Annotated in this window: 15 protein-coding genes; 6 read left to right on the top strand and 9 right to left on the bottom strand. The window is 72.5% G+C overall.

Features of this window, described 5'->3' with window-relative positions; translation table 11 throughout:
- The first annotated feature begins 95 nt into the window (after positions 1 to 95).
- Together AB0I06_RS12465 and AB0I06_RS12460 are read left to right on the top strand one after the other, a co-directional pair.
- Entirely contained in the window at positions 96 to 1,274 is a 1,179-nt protein-coding gene (locus AB0I06_RS12465; protein ID WP_363118914.1) for a histidine kinase, read from the top strand.
- Positions 1,271 to 1,933 (top strand): response regulator transcription factor, encoded by a 663-nt coding sequence (locus tag AB0I06_RS12460; RefSeq protein ID WP_363118719.1) that lies wholly within the window; start codon positions 1,271 to 1,273, stop codon positions 1,931 to 1,933. Before AB0I06_RS12465 ends, AB0I06_RS12460 begins: the two co-directional genes overlap by 4 nt.
- A gap of 13 nt (positions 1,934 to 1,946) precedes the next feature.
- Here AB0I06_RS12460 and AB0I06_RS12455 read toward each other — a convergent pair whose 3' ends face one another.
- From AB0I06_RS12455 to AB0I06_RS12435, 5 genes are read right to left on the bottom strand one after another with little or no spacing between them, the layout of a single operon-like run.
- On the bottom strand, positions 1,947 to 2,888 hold the full coding sequence (locus tag AB0I06_RS12455) for a dihydrodipicolinate synthase family protein (RefSeq protein WP_363118718.1): 942 nt from the start codon (positions 2,886 to 2,888) through the stop codon (positions 1,947 to 1,949).
- Positions 2,885 to 3,904: an ABC transporter ATP-binding protein gene (locus AB0I06_RS12450; protein WP_363118717.1), complete on the bottom strand. Its 1,020-nt coding sequence runs from the start codon at positions 3,902 to 3,904 to the stop codon at positions 2,885 to 2,887. Before AB0I06_RS12450 ends, AB0I06_RS12455 begins: the two co-directional genes overlap by 4 nt.
- Positions 3,901 to 5,862, bottom strand: a complete 1,962-nt coding sequence (locus AB0I06_RS12445; RefSeq protein ID WP_363118716.1) for a dipeptide/oligopeptide/nickel ABC transporter permease/ATP-binding protein — start codon at positions 5,860 to 5,862, stop codon at positions 3,901 to 3,903. The genes AB0I06_RS12450 and AB0I06_RS12445 overlap by 4 nt, the downstream gene beginning before the upstream one ends.
- The gene (locus AB0I06_RS12440; RefSeq protein WP_363118715.1) at positions 5,859 to 6,821 is read right to left on the bottom strand and encodes an ABC transporter permease; all 963 of its coding nucleotides are present in this window, start codon (positions 6,819 to 6,821) and stop codon (positions 5,859 to 5,861) included. The genes AB0I06_RS12445 and AB0I06_RS12440 overlap by 4 nt, the downstream gene beginning before the upstream one ends.
- Positions 6,822 to 6,825: 4 nt before the next feature.
- On the bottom strand, positions 6,826 to 8,454 hold the full coding sequence (locus AB0I06_RS12435) for an ABC transporter substrate-binding protein (protein ID WP_363118714.1): 1,629 nt from the start codon (positions 8,452 to 8,454) through the stop codon (positions 6,826 to 6,828).
- Between the two features lie 270 nt (positions 8,455 to 8,724).
- Between AB0I06_RS12435 and AB0I06_RS12430 the strand changes: the two genes are divergently transcribed.
- On the top strand, positions 8,725 to 9,162 hold the full coding sequence (locus AB0I06_RS12430; protein WP_363118713.1) for a protein phosphatase: 438 nt from the start codon (positions 8,725 to 8,727) through the stop codon (positions 9,160 to 9,162).
- 78 nt (positions 9,163 to 9,240) lie between these two features.
- Here AB0I06_RS12430 and AB0I06_RS12425 read toward each other — a convergent pair whose 3' ends face one another.
- Positions 9,241 to 10,716 carry an alpha/beta hydrolase gene (locus AB0I06_RS12425; RefSeq protein WP_363118712.1) on the bottom strand — a complete coding sequence of 492 codons (1,476 nt, stop codon included), beginning with the start codon at positions 10,714 to 10,716 and terminating at the stop codon, positions 9,241 to 9,243.
- Between the two features lie 579 nt (positions 10,717 to 11,295).
- On the opposite strand from AB0I06_RS12425, the gene AB0I06_RS12420 reads away from it, so the two are divergent.
- Genes AB0I06_RS12420 through AB0I06_RS12410 form a run of 3 tightly spaced genes read left to right on the top strand, consistent with a single transcriptional unit; the run spans position 11,296 to position 13,174 of the window.
- Positions 11,296 to 11,511, top strand: a complete 216-nt coding sequence (locus AB0I06_RS12420; protein ID WP_030836519.1) for a hypothetical protein — start codon at positions 11,296 to 11,298, stop codon at positions 11,509 to 11,511.
- A 26-nt stretch (positions 11,512 to 11,537) separates the two neighbouring features.
- Entirely contained in the window at positions 11,538 to 12,284 is a 747-nt protein-coding gene (gene recO / locus AB0I06_RS12415) for a DNA repair protein RecO (protein WP_363118711.1), read from the top strand.
- A 56-nt stretch (positions 12,285 to 12,340) separates the two neighbouring features.
- Positions 12,341 to 13,174 carry an isoprenyl transferase gene (locus tag AB0I06_RS12410; protein WP_363118710.1) on the top strand — a complete coding sequence of 278 codons (834 nt, stop codon included), beginning with the start codon at positions 12,341 to 12,343 and terminating at the stop codon, positions 13,172 to 13,174.
- Between the two features lie 166 nt (positions 13,175 to 13,340).
- Here AB0I06_RS12410 and AB0I06_RS12405 read toward each other — a convergent pair whose 3' ends face one another.
- The 3 genes from AB0I06_RS12405 to AB0I06_RS12395 are packed head-to-tail and all read right to left on the bottom strand — an operon-like array spanning position 13,341 to position 15,488.
- On the bottom strand, positions 13,341 to 13,760 hold the full coding sequence (locus AB0I06_RS12405; RefSeq protein ID WP_363118709.1) for a transcriptional repressor: 420 nt from the start codon (positions 13,758 to 13,760) through the stop codon (positions 13,341 to 13,343).
- A gap of 58 nt (positions 13,761 to 13,818) precedes the next feature.
- A complete protein-coding gene (locus tag AB0I06_RS12400; protein ID WP_363118708.1) occupies positions 13,819 to 14,721 on the bottom strand; it encodes a metal ABC transporter permease in 903 nt (300 codons plus the stop codon).
- A complete protein-coding gene (locus AB0I06_RS12395) occupies positions 14,721 to 15,488 on the bottom strand; it encodes a metal ABC transporter ATP-binding protein (protein WP_363118913.1) in 768 nt (255 codons plus the stop codon). The genes AB0I06_RS12400 and AB0I06_RS12395 overlap by 1 nt, the downstream gene beginning before the upstream one ends.
- Between the last annotated feature and the right edge of the window lie 7 nt (positions 15,489 to 15,495).

Raw genomic sequence — 15,495 nt, 5'->3', positions numbered from 1 at the left:
CCCCCTCCCGCAGGGTGCCTTTCCAGCCGAGGATGAGGACCGTGCCCGCACCCACCACCCCGCAGCCGACCTGGTCGCGGTCCGCCGAGCGGATCATGGCCGCGATCAACCGCGACCCCCTGACCGCTCCGCACGCCGCCCGCAACGACGCGCTGCTCGCCCTGGTCGCCGCCGCGCTCGCCGTCGCCCTGGCCCTGCTCGTCGACGACGGGCGCGGACCCGACGCGCTGGGCTGGACGCTGCTGCTCGCCTGCAACGTGCCGATCGCGTGGCGGCGCCGCCGGCCGCTGCTCGTACTGCTCGCCGTCGTGCTCTGCGTCGCCCCGTACCACGCCCTCGACAACCCCCACTCCGCGCCGACCCCGGCGGCCTACATCGCGCTCTACACCGTGGCCGTCACCGGCCGCCCGCTGCGCACCGTCCTGGTCGGGATCGGTGTCGTCGGTCTCTCGGCCGGCGTGATGCTCACCGTCAGCATGCACGAGGCGCTGGAGGTGCTCCGGGTCTCGGGCTGGGTCGTCGCCGTGCTGTTCTGCGGTGCCGACGTGCGCGTCTACCGCCAGTACGTCGCCTCGATCGTGGAGCGCGCCGAACGGGCCGAACGCACCCGGGAGGAGGAGGCGAGGCGGCGGGTCGCCGAGGAGCGGCTGCGGATCGCCCGGGACCTGCACGACCTGCTCGCCCACAGCATCACCCTCATCGGCGTGCAGACCTCCGTCGCCGCCCATGTGCTGTCCGCCGACCCCGAACGGCTCGACCGGGAGACGGTGGCCAAGGCCCTCGACGACATCGCCGAGACCTGCCGCAGCGCCCGCGGCGAACTCCGCACCACCCTGGAGGTGCTGCGCGAGCACGGCCCCCCGGACGCCCGCGGCCCGCTGCCCGGCCTCGACGGGCTGCCCGACCTGGCGCGGGCGGCGCGGCTGGCCGGCGCCCAGGTCGAGCAGACCGTACGGGTGCGCCACGCAGCGCCCGCCGTCGGCGCCGCCGCCTACCGCATCGTCCAGGAGGCCCTGACCAACGCGGTCCGGCACGCGGGGCCCGAACCGGCCGTCCGCGTCGAACTGGACGAACGGGAGGGCGCCCTGCACCTGTCGGTCCGCGACGACGGCACCGGACCGGACGCGGCCGGCACCCCCGGCTTCGGACTCGTCGGCATGCGTGAGCGGGCCCGCAGCGTCGGTGGCACACTCGACGCCGGACCGCGCGCCGGGGGCGGGTTCGAGGTGACCGCGGTGCTGCCGCTGACCACGACGGGGGAGAGAACCGGATGACCGTACGGGTGCTCCTCGCGGACGACCAGACCCTGGTCAGGGAGGCGTTCGCGATGCTCGTGGAGTCGGCCCGCGACATGGAGGTCGTCGGCCGGGCCGCCACCGGACGCCAGGCAGTCGAACTGGCCCGCGGCGCTCGCCCCGACCTCGTGGTGATGGACATCCGCATGCCCGACCTGGACGGCATCGAGGCGACCCGGCGCATCGCCGCCGACGAGGACCTCGCGGACGTCCGGGTGCTCGTCCTCACCACGTACGACACCGACGAGAACATCGTCGACGCCCTGCGCGCCGGTGCCTCCGGGTTCCTGGTCAAGGACACCAGGCCCGCCGACCTCCTGGACGCCATCCGCACGGTCGCGGCCGGGGAGTCCCTGCTGTCTCCCGGGCCCACGACACGGCTGATCGAGCGGTTCCTGCGCGCCCCCCGCGCACCGCGGACGGGCGGGCCCGAGTGCCTGTCCGGCCGGGAGCGTGAGGTGCTCGCACTGGTCGCGCGCGGCCTCACCAACGCGGAGATCGCCGACGCGCTGGGCCTGAGCCCGCTCACCGCGAAGACCCACGTCAGCCGCATCATGGGCAAGCTGGCGGCCCGGGACCGGGCCCAACTCGTCATCGTGGCCTACGAGTCGGGGATCGTGACGCCGGGAAGCGTCTGACGGGCGGGCCCGGTCAGCACACCGGGAGCAGCCCGGCCGCCGCGAGGTACTTGCCGACCTGCTCCACCTCGTCCGGCGACAGCGGGATCTGCGGCTCCGCCGTCGCCGGGCAGTCGATCACCCCGCGCAGGTACAGCGCGGCCTTGAAGGCGCCGATCGCCGAGGAGTTGGGGCCCATCCGGGCCGGATCGCCGACGGTCGTCATGCCGAACAGGGCGCACAGGCGCTCCTGTTCGGCACGGGCCCCGTCCCAGTCCCCGGCGCGGCACAGCCGGTCCAGGCGGGCGTAGCCGTGCGGGTCGACGTTGCCGAGGCCCGGCACCGTGCCGTCCGCGCCGATCGCGAGGGCCGCGTCGACGATCAGCTCGGAGCCGGTCAGCACGCTGAAGCCGGTGACGTCCTGCCGGTTGCGCACCCCGGTCACGACCCGGCGGAAGGCGGCCAGGTCACCGCTGGAGTCCTTGAGCCCGGCCACGACACCGTCGGCGGCCAGCTCCAGGACCACGTCGGCCGGCAGCTTGGTGTGGACGGCTGCGGGAAGGTCGTAGGCGATCACCGGGACCGGGCTCGCGGCGGCGACCGCGCGGTAGTGGCGGGCGATCTCCGCCGGGTGGGTGCGGGCGTAGAACGGGGCGGTGACGACGACCGCGTCCGCGCCCGCCGCCGTCACGGCCGCGACATGGTCGAGGACCCGGGGCGTCGTCATGTCGATCGCCCCGGCCAGCACCGGGAGCTGCCCGCCCACGTGGCCGGTGACCGCCTCGACGACCAGCCTGCGCTGCCGGTCCGGCAGATACGCGGCCTCGGAGGTCGAGCCGAGCACGAACAGCCCGTGCACCCCGCCCGCCACCAGATGGTCGACGAGCCGGGTCAGCGAGGGGAGGTCCACCTCGCCGTCCGATGTCAGGGGCGTACAGACGGGCGGGATGACACCGGTCAGCGGGGTGAAACTCATGGAGCCTCCATCGGGTCGCGTCGGCGGACGAGGTCGCGGGTCGACTCGTCCTCCCGGACAGGATGGTGGCAGCGGAAGCGGTGCCCCGGTGCCGACGCGGCGGAGAAAGCCGGCATCTCCCGCGCACAGGTCCCGTCGGCCTTCCAGCAGCGGGTGCGGAACGGGCAGCCGCTCGGCGGCCGGGTCGCCGACGGCACCGGACCGGACAGCGGGATCGGGTCGACGGGGTCGAGCAGGCCCGGTGTGGCGGAGAACAGGGCACGGGTGTACGGGTGCCGGGCCCGGTCGGTGACCAGGGCGGCCGGGGACTCCTCGACGATCCGGCCCAGGTACATGGTGATGACCCGGTCGCTCATCCGCCGCACCGTCTGGATGTCGTGCGAGACGAACACCAGCGCCAGCCCCAGGCGTTCCTTCAGGTCCAGCAGCAGATTGAGGATCTGGGCCCTCACCGACACGTCCAGGGCGCTCGTCGGCTCGTCGGCCACCACGAGGTCCGGCTCGAGCGTCAGCGCCCGGGCGATCGCGACCCGTTGGCGCTGCCCGCCCGACAACTGGCCCGGCACCGCGCCCGCGAGGGCCCGGGGCAGACCGACGAGGGCCATCAACTCACGGACCCTGTCGTCGCGTTGCCTCCTGGTGCCCCGCTCGTGCACGTCCAGCGGATCCCGCAGGATCTGCCGGACGGTCAGGCGGCGGTTGAGCGCCGTCGACGGATCCTGGAAGATCATGCCGGTGCTGCCGCCGACGGTCCGGCGGCGTTCGGCCGCCGGCATCGCCCACAGGTCCCGGCCCCGGAACGACACCGTCCCGCGCACCGGCCGTTCCACCCCCACCAGCACCTTCGCCAGGGTCGACTTCCCGCAGCCCGACTCGCCGACCACGCCGACGGTCTCGCCGGGCGCGATCGCCAGGTCGGCGCCCGTCAGCGCGTACACCCGGTCACGGGCGAAGAGAGAGCCGCTGCGGGCCTTGTGGACGACATGGGCGTCGGACAGCTCCACCAGGGCGTTCATGTCACGGCCTCCGAGGCGGCCAGGTCGATCGCGGCGTGGTGGCAGGCCGCCGTGTGCGTCGGCGTGCCCCGCAGCACGGGAGGTGTCGTACGGCAGAGCTCGGTGGCCCGCGGGCAGCGGTCGGCGAAGCGGCAGCCCGGCGGGAAGTCGGCCGGGGCCGGCACCACGCCCCTGATCTGCGTCATCCGCTCCTGCGCCGACTCCAGCGACAGCACACTGCCGAGCAGGCCGCGCGTGTAGTGATGGGCCGGGGCCTGCACCAGGTCGGCGGTCACGCCGGTCTCCACGATCTGCCCGCCGTACATCACCACCACCCGGTCGGTGACGTCCGCGATCAGCGCCAGGTCGTGCGAGACCAGCAGCAGCGCGAAGCCGAGCTCCTCGCGCAGCCGCAGCAGCAGCTCCATGACCTGCGCCTGCACGGTCACATCGAGGGCGGTCGTCGGCTCGTCGGCGACGATCAGCCGCGGGTCGCGGGACAGGGCCATGGCGATCAGGACGCGCTGGCGCTGCCCGCCGGACAGTTCGTGCGGGTAGCTGCGCAGGGTGCGCCCGGGGTCGAGGCCGACCAGCGACAGCAGCTCGGCGGGGCCGCGCTGCCCACCGCGCCGCACCACCTGCTTCAGCTGGGCGCGGATCGTCATCGCCGGGTTCAGCGACGACAGCGCGTCCTGGTAGATCATCGCCATCTCGTGGCCGAGCAGCTTGCGGCGCACGCGCATCGGCTCGGCGAGCAGGTCCCGCCGCTGGAAAAGGACCCGGCCGCCGATCCGCGCCCCCTTCGGCTCCAGGCCCATGATCGCCAGCGCGGTCAGGGACTTGCCGCAGCCCGACTCGCCGACCAGCCCGAGCACCTCCCCGGGGTGCACCTCGAAGCTGATGCCGTCCACGATGTCGACACCGCCGTGCCGCCGCTCGAAACCGATGGTGAGGTTCTCCACGGCGAGCACCGGCTGCCCGTGGCGGGGCAGCTGACGCGCCCGGGCCCGCAACCGCCGCGCCGCTTCGGCCAGACCGGGCAGCCGCACGACCTCGCCGCCGGGCTCCGGTGCCTCCACCGGGTCGTCGCCGGGGTCGACCTCCCGCGCCGACGGGGCCGCCCAGGCGTCGGACACGCCCTCGGACAGGACGTTCAGCGACAGCACGGTGACCAGCATCAGCAGCCCGGGGAACACCGTCGCCCACCAGCCGCCGGTCAGCACCATGTTCTTGCCGTCCGCGATGACACTGCCCCAGGAAGGGTCCGGCGGCCGTACGCCCGCCCCGATGAACGACAGCGACGCCTCGAAGACGACCGCCTCGGCGACCTGGACGGTGCAGAACACCAGCACCGGCGCGGCGCAGTTGACCGCCACGTGCCGCAGCACGATGTGCGCGGTGCGCGCGCCGATCACCCGTTCCGCCGTCACATAGTCCTCGCCGAACTGGTCGAGGACGTTCGCGCGGACCACGCGCGCCACCGGCGGCGTGAACAGGAACGCGATCGCGCAGATGAGAACGGTGATCCCGCCGCCGAACACCGCCACCAGCACGGCCGCCAGCGCGATGCCCGGAAACGCCATCACGACGTCCAGGCAGCGCATCAGCGTCTCGTCCACCGCCTTGCGGGAGGTCGCCGCGATCGCCCCGAGGAGCGCTCCCGCCACCAGGGCCAGCCCGGTCGCGCCGAGCCCGATGGCCAGCGACCAGCGCGCCCCGTACATCAGCCGGCTGAGGATGTCCCGGCCGAGGCTGTCCTGCCCCATCCAGTGCCCGGCGGACGGATGCCCGGTGCCGTCGGCCGGCGGCTGCTGGTCCAGCGGGTCGTGCGGGGCGAGCAGCGGTGCGAGCAGCGCCGTCAGGGCGACGACCGCCAGGAAGCAGACGGCGGTCTTCGACAGCGGCGGCAGCCTGCGCCAGCCGCGCAGCCGCAGACCGGGCCGGGACAGCGCCGCGGTGAGACTCTTGCGGGTCGTCATGGGGCCGCGTCCCTCAGTCGTGGGTTGACCAGCAGATACAGCACGTCGATGACGAGGTTCACCACGACGAACCCGGCCGCCGTGGTCAGCACCACGCCCTGGACGACGGCCGGATCGCCGTTCTTCACGGCGTCGATCATCAGCTTTCCCATGCCGGGCAGCGAGAAGATCGTCTCGATGACGACCGCGCCGCCCAGCAGGTAGCCGACCCGCAGGCCGAGCACGGTGAGCGGGTTGATGAGCGCGTTGCGCAGCACGTTGCGCCCCACGACCACCCGTGGCGGCAGCCCGCTCCCGATCGCGGTGCGGACGTAGTCCTTGTCCAGTTCCTCCACCACGGCCGTCCGCACGATCCTGGTCAGCTGCGCCGCCACCGGCAGCGACAGCGCCAGGGCGGGCAGGGTCATGGTCCTCAGCCAGCCGGTGAAGGAGTCGGCCGGGTTGATGTAGCCGCCGCTCGGGAACCAGCCCAGGTCGACCGCCAGGTACTGGATCATCAGCAGCGCCAGCCAGAAGCCGGGCGCCGCGACCCCGGTGAGCGAGACGACCCGGATGATCTGGTCGGGCAGCCGGTCCCGGTGGATCGCCGCGGTCACCCCTGCGGCGAGGGACAGCACGACCGCGATGCCCAGGCCGAGGAACGTCAGTTGGAGGGTGAGCGGCAGCGCGGTGGCGACCTGGTCGATGACGGGCGCCCGGGTCAGCGCGCTGGTGCCCAGGTCCCCGTGGAGCAGGTCGGCGACGAATCCGGCGTAGCGCACGGGCAGCGGGTCGAGCAGGCCGTGTTCCTCGCGGAAGTCGTGCAGTTGCTGCGGCGTGGGGTTGGCGCCCTGGAAGAACGCGGAGGCCGGGTCGACGTCCGAGAACCGCATCACCAGGAACACGAACAGCACGATGCCCAGCATCAGCGGCACGAGCAGGGCGACACGGCGGAGCAGGATCCGCAGGACGGCCGTCATCCGCTCAGGCCCACTTGGCCCGGAGGAGGTTGATGCCCGGGTAGGGCTGTGCCCTTATCCCGCTGAGCCGCTCCGGGTCCCAGGCGGTCATCAGCTCGTTGTGGACGACCGGGTAGAGCACGGCCTGTTCGGCGATGACGTCGAAGCAGTCCTGCACGATCGTCTTCTTCCGCGCCGGGTCGGGCTCCCGGGTGGCCCGGTCCATGTCCTTGAAGAGCTGCTTGGCGACCGGGTCGGAGGCCCAGCGGGTGTACCGCATCCAGAGGTTCCCGGGCCCGTGGTTGTAGCGCATGATCAGGTCGGCGTCGAGGCCGAACTGGTTGGGGTTCGAGGCGGCCACCACCACCTGGTAGTCCTGCCTCTGGTCCATCTTCGTGAAGACGGCCGTGGTCTCCTGCGGGGACAGGGTGGTCCGCACCCCGATCGCGTCCCAGGACGCCTTGATGGTGGGCAGACAGTCGACGATCCAGCTGACGTTCACCGCCAGGATGTCGATGCTCAGGCCCGTGACCCCGGCCGCCTTCAGCAGGGCCTTCGCCTTGTCCGGGTCGTGGTCGTAGACCGTCCTGGCCCGGCGGTAGGACGGGTTGGCCTCGTCGAGGAAGGAACTGGCCGCCTTGCCGTGCCCCTTGAGGGCGACCTCCACCATCTTCTCGGTGTCGATGGCGTAGTGCAGAGCCTGGCGCACCCGCACGTCGTCGAAGGGCTTGTGCCGGGTGTTGAACATCAGGAACAGGTTGTTCATCCCGGCCCCGCCGGCGACGGTCAGGCCGCCGCTCTCCAGCTGCCCGATGTTGGCGTAGGGGATGTTGTCCGCGATCTGCGCGCCCGCCCCGGCGCCCGAGATCTTCGCGACACGGGGGGCGGCGTCGACGATGGTCAGCCAGTTCATCCTGCGGAAGGCGGGCTCGCGCGGGCCGTTGTAGCCGTCGAACGCCTCGAAGGTCGTGTTCGACTTCGGGTGGTGCGCGGTCTGCCGGTAGGGCCCCGAGCCGATCGCCTTGCCCTTGATGGCGTCGTCCCAGGCCCCGGGCCGGGAGAACACGTGCTTCGGCATGATCTTGGCGAGGGTCAGCCGCGCGAGCCCGTCCGGGAAGGGGAACTTGAGCACCAGCTCGACGCTGCGCGCGTCGATCTTCCGGACCTCCTCCAGCCAGCTCGCGAAGAAACCCTTGGCGAGGGTCTGGGTGTCCGGGTCGAGGATCCGGTCGAAGACGAACACCACGTCGTCGGCGGTCACGGGCTTGCCGTCGTGGAAGGTCGCACCCTCCCGCAGCGTGAACGTCCACGACGTGCCGTCCGGGTCCTTCGGCATCTCGGTGGCCAGCGCCGCGTACGGCTCACGGGAGATCGGGTCGGTGTCCAGCAGCCCCTCGTAGATGTGGTGGTTGGCGGCCATGCAGAACGCGGACGCCGTCTGGGTGGGGTCCCAGCTGCCGTCGTTGCCGTAGCCGATCACCGCGGTGAGGGTCCGGTCCCGGCCACTGCCGCTGCCGGTGTCGTTGGTGGACTCCGGCCCGGAGGAACAGGCCGACAGCGACGCGGAGACGGCGGCGGCCGCCCCGAGCGCCCCGGTGTGCTTCAGGAACGCCCGGCGGTCCGGCGCCGGCACGTCGGGGGTCACGTCGCGCACGGGTCCTCCAGCGAGGTCTGGGGGGAAGGGGCCGACCCAGGAGATACGACGTCCTACGTCCTGCGGTCAGCGCGACCATAGGAGGGGGTGCCGGGGCGGTCAAGAGGGCCCACACGAATGGCGTATCCGTCAGAGGTCGGACCAATGGCGGGGCATAAGGGGCGAGTTGACGTCCTATCAGTCCCCGGGCGGGCCAGGAGCCGTGGGGGGCAGATGCTTGCGCGGGTGATTCCGTCCCCCCGGCGTGGGCGTGCGGAGCATGATGAGGGCGTGAGCGAGCTGTGGAGCGAGAGTGGCACCGGCGTCCTGCGCCTGCCGTCGGGACGCCTGATCCGCGGCCGGGGCCTGCGCCACGCCCTGGACCCCACCGCGCCCCGTCCCTCTTACGGCGTCTACCTGCTCGGCCGGCGGCCGCCCGAGGTCCCCTGGGAGTCGGGCTGGATCCGGTGGCCCGACTTCCGGCTTCCGTCGGACCGGGCGGCCGCCCGCGCGGTGCTGGCCGAGGTGTGGGAACGGGCCGCCGGGGAGCGGGTGGAGATCGCCTGCGGCGGAGGCCGCGGCCGCACGGGCACGGCCCTGGCCTGTCTGGCGGTGCTGGACGGAGTGCCGGGGGAGGAGGCGGTGGGGTACGTCCGCCACCACTACGACCGGCGGGCGGTGGAGACGCCCTGGCAGCGGCGGTACGTGCGCCGGTTCGGCGAGGGGTGAGCCTCTGCTCCGGCCCGGAGTGGACGGGGGAGACGACGCGGTGGCCCGCCGCCCCGTGGCGGCGGGCCACCTGACCTCTCAGTCGCAGTAGAGGTCGGAGCCGGGCCGTTCGCCGGTGGCCAGGAAGCGGGAGACCGTCCGGTCGCCACAGGCGTTGCCGTTGGCCAGGTAGGCGTCATGGCCGGTGGAGTTCACGGTGACCATGACGGCCCGGTCGCCCAGGGCCCGGCGCAGCTTGCGGGCTCCGGCGAGCGGGGTGGCGACGTCCCGCCGGTTCTGGACGAGCAGGATGGTGGAGGGACCGCGGTCGGTGATCCGCACGGCCGGCTCCTTCGGGGTGTACGGCCAGGCCGCGCACACCATCGGCCCGCGTGGCATGCCCGCGGTGAGCGGGTACGCGGTCCGGCTCCGGTCGACGGCCTTCTGGTAGGCGGCGGCCGAGTCGGGCCAGTCGACGTCGTTGCAGATGGTTCCGGCGCCGACCGCGGTGACGTTCTGCAGGACCGGCTCGGGCGGGGCCTCGGGCGCGGGCGGCACGGTGCCCTTGCGGGCGGCCCGGACGGTCTCGGCCAGGGCCGGGTAGTCGTCGGGGTCGTAGAGGCTGGACAGCATGGTCTGGCGGAGCGTGTTCCCGTCCAGCCGCGGCGGGTTGGCGCCGGGCCAGGGAAGAGGCCGGCGGTCCAGCCGGGCGGCGAGCCGCAGGAAGCCGGAGCGTACCTCGGCGGGTGTGCGGGCGAGCCGGTGCGGATTGCCGGGCCGGGACGCCCACCTGGCGAACTCGGGGAAGTTGTCCTCGACGCCGACCTCGAAGGAGGCGAGCCAGTTGCGGGTCACCCGGGTGTGATCGGGGTCGTTGTTGCTGTCGAGCACGATGCGGTCGGTGCGGTGCGGGAACAGCTGGCTGTAGACGGCCCCGACGTAGGTGCCGTACGAGACGCCCCACGCGGAGATCTTCTCGTCGCCGAGGGCGGCCCGGACGCGGTCCAGGTCGCGTGCCTCGTTGGCGGTGCTGATGTGCCGGATCAGCTCACCGCCGTTGCGGGCACAGGCCGTCGCCGTACGCCGGGCGGTGGCCATGTTCTCGGCGACGGAGTCGTCCGGACCCGGCCAGGGCAGCAGCTTCGTCACGCCGAGGTCGGCCGGGTCGAGCCGGCAGTCCACGGCGGTGGAGGGCGCCATCCCGCGCGGCGCGAACCCCACCAGGTCGTACATCTCCCGCACCTTCCGCGGCAGTTTCTGTCCCTTGCCGGAGGGGTCGGCGAGGCTGTCCCCGCCGGGCCCGCCCGGGATGAGCACCAGGCTGCCCCGCCGGGCGGACGGTTTCTGAGCGGGGATCCGGGAGACGGCGATCCGGATCTCCGGGCTGTCGGGGTCGGAGTAGTCCATGGGCACGCCGACGGTGGCGCACTGCTGCCGGGGATCGAGCCCGGAGCCCTCACACGCACCCCATGCGATCCCCTCCCCACCGGCCGCGGACGCCCCACCGGGCCCGGCGAACCCGAGGACGACGCCGACGGCGACGGCCAGTACCGCGCATGTCCTGATCTGCTTCATACCAGCAGCCTGACGGACCCCGGGGAACGGCCCCATCCGGGTAACTGCCGTCTGTGTACGGGGGATTGCCCCAGTGAGGGCCGGAATCGAGCGCCCGGCCGAGCCCGAGGTCCGATCGCCGCCCCGAGTCGCTCAGGTCGCCCGAGGAGTCGGTCCGGGCCAGCAGGGTGCGCAGGACCGCCGAGCCCGCGCCGCGGCCGCGGAGCTCCGGGGCCAGGTGGTCTCACAGCCGCATTCTCCCGGCTGTTTGTCACACTCCGGGCCGAACCTCATTGCGTCGCACCGCAGTTGTACGACACAGACCCTTCCTCAGTGTAGACGCGGAGTGTGACCGTGAGGATGCGAAGAGTGAAATCGCGCAAGGGAGGGGAGCAGGGTGGAGGCACGACACTCGGCGCTCTGCGCCGAAGAAGCGGAGGACGTGATGAAAGAAGTGCGGGCAGAACTCGCCAAGGCCGGAATGATCCTGCCCTCACCGGGGCTTGGCCCGGTGAATTTCGTGCGGGAAGCGCCCTGCCCGCTCATGACACGGGGCCGGGGCTCCGCGCGGACCGCCGGACGGCTCGCGGCGGTGCCGCGATGAAGCCTCCCGTCGGCGCGTACGTCGTGGACACCCGAAGCGGTCGCATCGGCATCGTGATGGGGCATGAGGGGCCCTATGTGCAGTTGCGGCCGTACGGCGGCGGCAGGGAGTGGGACGCCGACCCCGGAGCCGTCCGGCACGCCACCCCCGCCGAGCGGCTGCGCGCGGCGACCGCGTACGCCAACGCCCGCAGCAGGGGTGAGGTCCCTTGACGTGACGGCCCTGCGAGAATGGTTCCATGAGTCTGTTCCGCGACGACGGCATCGTGCTGCGCACCCAGAAGCTGGGTGAGGCGGACCGGATCATCACGCTGCTCACGCGCGGTCACGGACGGGTACGCGCGGTGGCCCGGGGCGTGCGCCGGACGAAGTCGAAGTTCGGAGCGCGTCTCGAGCCGTTCTCGCACGTCGACGTGCAGTTCTTCGCCAAGGGGAGCGAGCTCATCGGGCGCGGGCTGCCGCTGTGCACCCAGAGCGAGACCATCGCGCCGTACGGTGGCGCGATCGTGAGCGACTACGCCCGGTACACGGCCGGGACCGTCATGCTGGAGACCGCCGAGCGGTTCACCGACCACGAGGGGGAGCCCGCCGTGCAGCAGTACCTGCTGCTGGTCGGCGGGCTGCGCACCCTCGCCCGGGGCGAGCACGCGCCGCACCTCGTGCTCGACGCCTTCCTGCTGCGCTCCCTCGCCGTCAACGGCTACGCCCCGAGCTTCACCGACTGCGCGAAGTGCGGGATGCCCGGCCCCAACCGGTTCTTCTCGGTCGCGTCGGGCGGTTCCGTCTGCGTGGACTGCCGGGTGCCCGGCAGCGTCGTACCCTCGCCCCAGGCCCTGGAACTCCTCGGCGCCCTGCTTACGGGAGACTGGGAGACCGCGGACGCCTGCGAGGCGCGCTACGTCCGGGAGGGCAGCGGGCTGGTGTCCGCGTATCTGCACTGGCACATGGAGCGCGGACTGCGCTCCCTGCGCTACGTCGAGAAGTAGGCCCGCACAGCAGCAGGCCCCACACACGCAAGCAAGCACGAGGAGACGAGAAACACATGGCCGTACGCGGGATCCTGGGGCGCCAGCGCCGGGAGTACAGGACGCCGGAGCCCCACCCGTCCGGCGCGCGGCCCCCGAAGATCCCCGGGGAGTTCGTACCGCAGCATGTGGCGATCGTCATGGACGGCAACGGCCGCTGGGCCAAGGACCGGGGGCTGCCGCGCACCGAAGGGCACAAGGTCGGTGCCGAGCGGGTGCTGGACGTGCTCCAGGGCGCCATCGAGATGGGCGTCGGCGCCATCTCCCTGTACGCCTTCTCCACCGAGAACTGGAAGCGGTCGCCGGACGAGGTGCGCTTCCTGATGAACTTCAACCGGGACTTCATCCGCAAGACCCGCGACCAGCTCGACGCGCTGGGCATCCGGGTGCGCTGGGTGGGCCGTATGCCCAAGCTGTGGCGCTCGGTCGCCAAGGAGCTCCAGGTCGCCCAGGAGCAGACGAAGGACAACGACAAGCTCACCCTGTACTTCTGCATGAACTACGGCGGGCGGGCCGAGATCGCCGACGCGGCGCAGGCGCTTGCGGCGGATGTGAAGGCCGGCCGGCTCGACCCGTCCAAGGTCAACGAGAAGACCTTCGCGAAGTACATGTACTACCCGGACATGCCGGACGTGGACCTGTTCCTGCGCCCCAGCGGTGAGCAGCGCACCTCGAACTACCTGCTCTGGCAGAGCGCCTACGCCGAGATGGTCTTCCAGGACGTGCTGTGGCCGGACTTCGACCGGCGTGACCTGTGGCGCGCCTGTCTGGAGTTCGCCTCCCGTGACCGCCGCTTCGGCGGAGCCGTCCCGAACGAGGAACTGCTGGCCATGGAGGGCGAACAGCAGTGACCCCATGGCCCGGCCCCCTCAAACGGCGGCCGGGCCACAGCAGCACTCCTCAAGGGCGCGGGAAACTGCGCGGTCGGGGGCGCGGGGAACTACGCGGTCAGGGGCGCGGGGAACTGCGCGAACACGCCCACGCACCCGCACCCCACGGCGAGCAGGCACAACCGGCTCAACCGCCGGAGGCCCCCGCACAGTCGGCACACGTCCCGAAGATCTCCACCGTATGAGCCACGTTCACATAACCGTGCTCCGCGGCGATCGCCTCGGCCCACTTCTCCACGGCCGGCCCCTCGACCTCGACGGCCTTGCCGCACCCACGGCACACGAGGTGGTGGTGATGGTCGTCGGTGGAGCAACGCCGGTACACCGACTCGCCGTCGGCGGTGCGCAGGACGTCGACCTCACCGGCGTCGGCGAGGGACTGGAGGGTGCGGTAGACCGTGGTGAGCCCGACCGAGTCGCCCTTGTGCTTGAGCATGTCGTGCAGTTCCTGCGCGCTGCGGAACTCGTCGACCTCCTGAAGGGCCGCCGCCACAGCGGCCCGCTGCTTGGTGGCGCGGCCCTTCACGGACGGTCCAGCGGTCGTCACCGTTGCCTCCTCACGTCTGCCTTGCCCGGGCCATTGTGCCAGCCCGGTGCGGGGGCGGTCAGACGCCGACCTCGTCGGTCGCCTGACGGCTGCCCGGGATCGCGCACTCGGCGGGGTCGGCCCCGCCGAGCGCGGCCGCCCGCGCCCGGGCGCGGCGACGGGCCAGCGGGGCCGCGAGCGCCGTCAGCACGATGAACGCGCCGATGGTCAGCAGCACGATCGTCGCGCCGGGCGGCACGTCCTGGTAGTACGAGGTGACGGTGCCGCCGATCGTCACGCTCACGCCGATGGCCACGGCGATCACGAACGTCGCGGCGAAACTGCGCGCGATCTGCTGCGCGGCCGCGACCGGCACCACCATGAGCGCGCTGACCAGCAGCAGCCCGACCACGCGCATGGCCACCGTCACCGTGACGGCCGCGGTGACCGCCGTCAGCAGGTTCAGGACGCGCACCGGCAGGCCCGTCACCCGGGCGAACTCCTCGTCCTGGCTGACCGCGAACAGCTGCCGTCGCAGACCGAGGGTGACCAGGACCACGAACGCGGCCAGGACGCAGATCGCCGTGACGTCCGACTCGGACACCGTCGACAGGGAGCCGAACAGGTACGACGTCAGGTTGGCGTTGGAGCCCGTCGGCGCGAGGTTGATGAACATCACACCGCCGGCCATGCCGCCGTAGAACAGCATCGCGAGGGCGATGTCGCCGCGGGTCTTGCCGTACCAGCGGATCAGTTCCATGAGGACCGCGCCGAGGACGGAGACCAGGGTCGCCATCCACACCGGGGACCAGGTGAGCAGGAAGCCGAGGCCGACGCCGGTCATCGCGACGTGGCCGATGCCGTCGCCCATCAGCGCCTGGCGGCGCTGGACCAGGTAGATGCCGACCGCGGGGGCGGTGATGCCGACCAGGACGGCGGCGAGCAGGGCCCGCTGCATGAAGGCGTAGTCGAGGAAGTCCATCAGCTCAGCAGTCCCGTGCGGATCGGTTCGGCGCCCGCGGGTGCGTGCGGGTGCACGTGGTCGTGGCCGGGCAGCGCGTGCTGTCCGACGGCCTTCGGGGGCGGCCCGTCGTGCACGACACAGCCGTCGCGCAGCACGACCGCCCGGTCGATGAGCGGCTCCAGGGGGCCCAGTTCGTGCAGCACGAGCAGCACGCTGGTGCCCTGGGAGACCTGTTCGGTGAGGGTGTGCGCGAGGACCTCCTGGCTGGCCAGGTCGACGCCGGCCATCGGCTCGTCCATGATCAGCAGCTCGGGCTCGGAGGCGAGGGCGCGGGCGATCAGGACGCGCTGGTGCTGGCCGCCGGAGAGGGCGTCGACCGGGTCCTTGGCGCGGTCGGTCATGCCGACGAGGTCCAGGGCGCGCCGTACGGCCTCGTGGTCGGCCTTGCGCAGCACGCCGAAGCGGGCCCGGGACAGGCGGCCGGAGGAGACCACCTCGGTCACCGTGGCGGGCACGCCGCCGGCGGCCGTGGTGCGCTGCGGGACGTAGCCCAGGCGGTGCCAGTCGCGGAACCGCGCGCGGTCGGTGCCGAACAGCCGGATCTCGCCGGCGCCGGTCTGCACCTGGCCGATGATGCTGCGCACGGCCGTGGACTTGCCCGAGCCGTTCGCGCCGAGCAGCGCGACGACCTCACCGCCGTGCACGGTGAGGTCGATGCCACGCAGTACGGGGCGTGAGCCCAGGTCCGCGCGGACGCCGCGCAGGGATACGACGGGCTCGGTCATGCCGTCC

The organism is Streptomyces sp. NPDC050674 (assembly GCF_040654575.1).
Classification (GTDB): domain Bacteria; phylum Actinomycetota; class Actinomycetes; order Streptomycetales; family Streptomycetaceae; genus Streptomyces.
This window is presented reverse-complemented; position numbering and strand designations above follow the sequence as displayed.

What these genes read in the sequence shown, in the direction of transcription:
- AB0I06_RS12410 (WP_363118710.1), top strand. Translation starts at nt 12,341, where the DNA reads ATGGCCGTACGCGGGATCCTGGGGCGCCAGCGCCGGGAGTACAGGACG.
- AB0I06_RS12420 (WP_030836519.1), top strand. Translation starts at nt 11,296, where the DNA reads ATGAAGCCTCCCGTCGGCGCGTACGTCGTGGACACCCGAAGCGGTCGC.
- AB0I06_RS12450 (WP_363118717.1), bottom strand. Translation starts at nt 3,904, where the DNA reads ATGAACGCCCTGGTGGAGCTGTCCGACGCCCATGTCGTCCACAAGGCC.
- AB0I06_RS12445 (WP_363118716.1), bottom strand. Translation starts at nt 5,862, where the DNA reads ATGACGACCCGCAAGAGTCTCACCGCGGCGCTGTCCCGGCCCGGTCTG.
- AB0I06_RS12440 (WP_363118715.1), bottom strand. Translation starts at nt 6,821, where the DNA reads ATGACGGCCGTCCTGCGGATCCTGCTCCGCCGTGTCGCCCTGCTCGTG.
- AB0I06_RS12400 (WP_363118708.1), bottom strand. Translation starts at nt 14,721, where the DNA reads ATGGACTTCCTCGACTACGCCTTCATGCAGCGGGCCCTGCTCGCCGCC.
- AB0I06_RS12455 (WP_363118718.1), bottom strand. Translation starts at nt 2,888, where the DNA reads ATGAGTTTCACCCCGCTGACCGGTGTCATCCCGCCCGTCTGTACGCCC.
- recO (WP_363118711.1), top strand. Translation starts at nt 11,538, where the DNA reads ATGAGTCTGTTCCGCGACGACGGCATCGTGCTGCGCACCCAGAAGCTG.
- AB0I06_RS12465 (WP_363118914.1), top strand. Translation starts at nt 96, where the DNA reads ATGGCCGCGATCAACCGCGACCCCCTGACCGCTCCGCACGCCGCCCGC.
- AB0I06_RS12395 (WP_363118913.1), bottom strand. Translation starts at nt 15,488, where the DNA reads ATGACCGAGCCCGTCGTATCCCTGCGCGGCGTCCGCGCGGACCTGGGC.
- AB0I06_RS12425 (WP_363118712.1), bottom strand. Translation starts at nt 10,716, where the DNA reads ATGAAGCAGATCAGGACATGCGCGGTACTGGCCGTCGCCGTCGGCGTC.
- AB0I06_RS12460 (WP_363118719.1), top strand. Translation starts at nt 1,271, where the DNA reads ATGACCGTACGGGTGCTCCTCGCGGACGACCAGACCCTGGTCAGGGAG.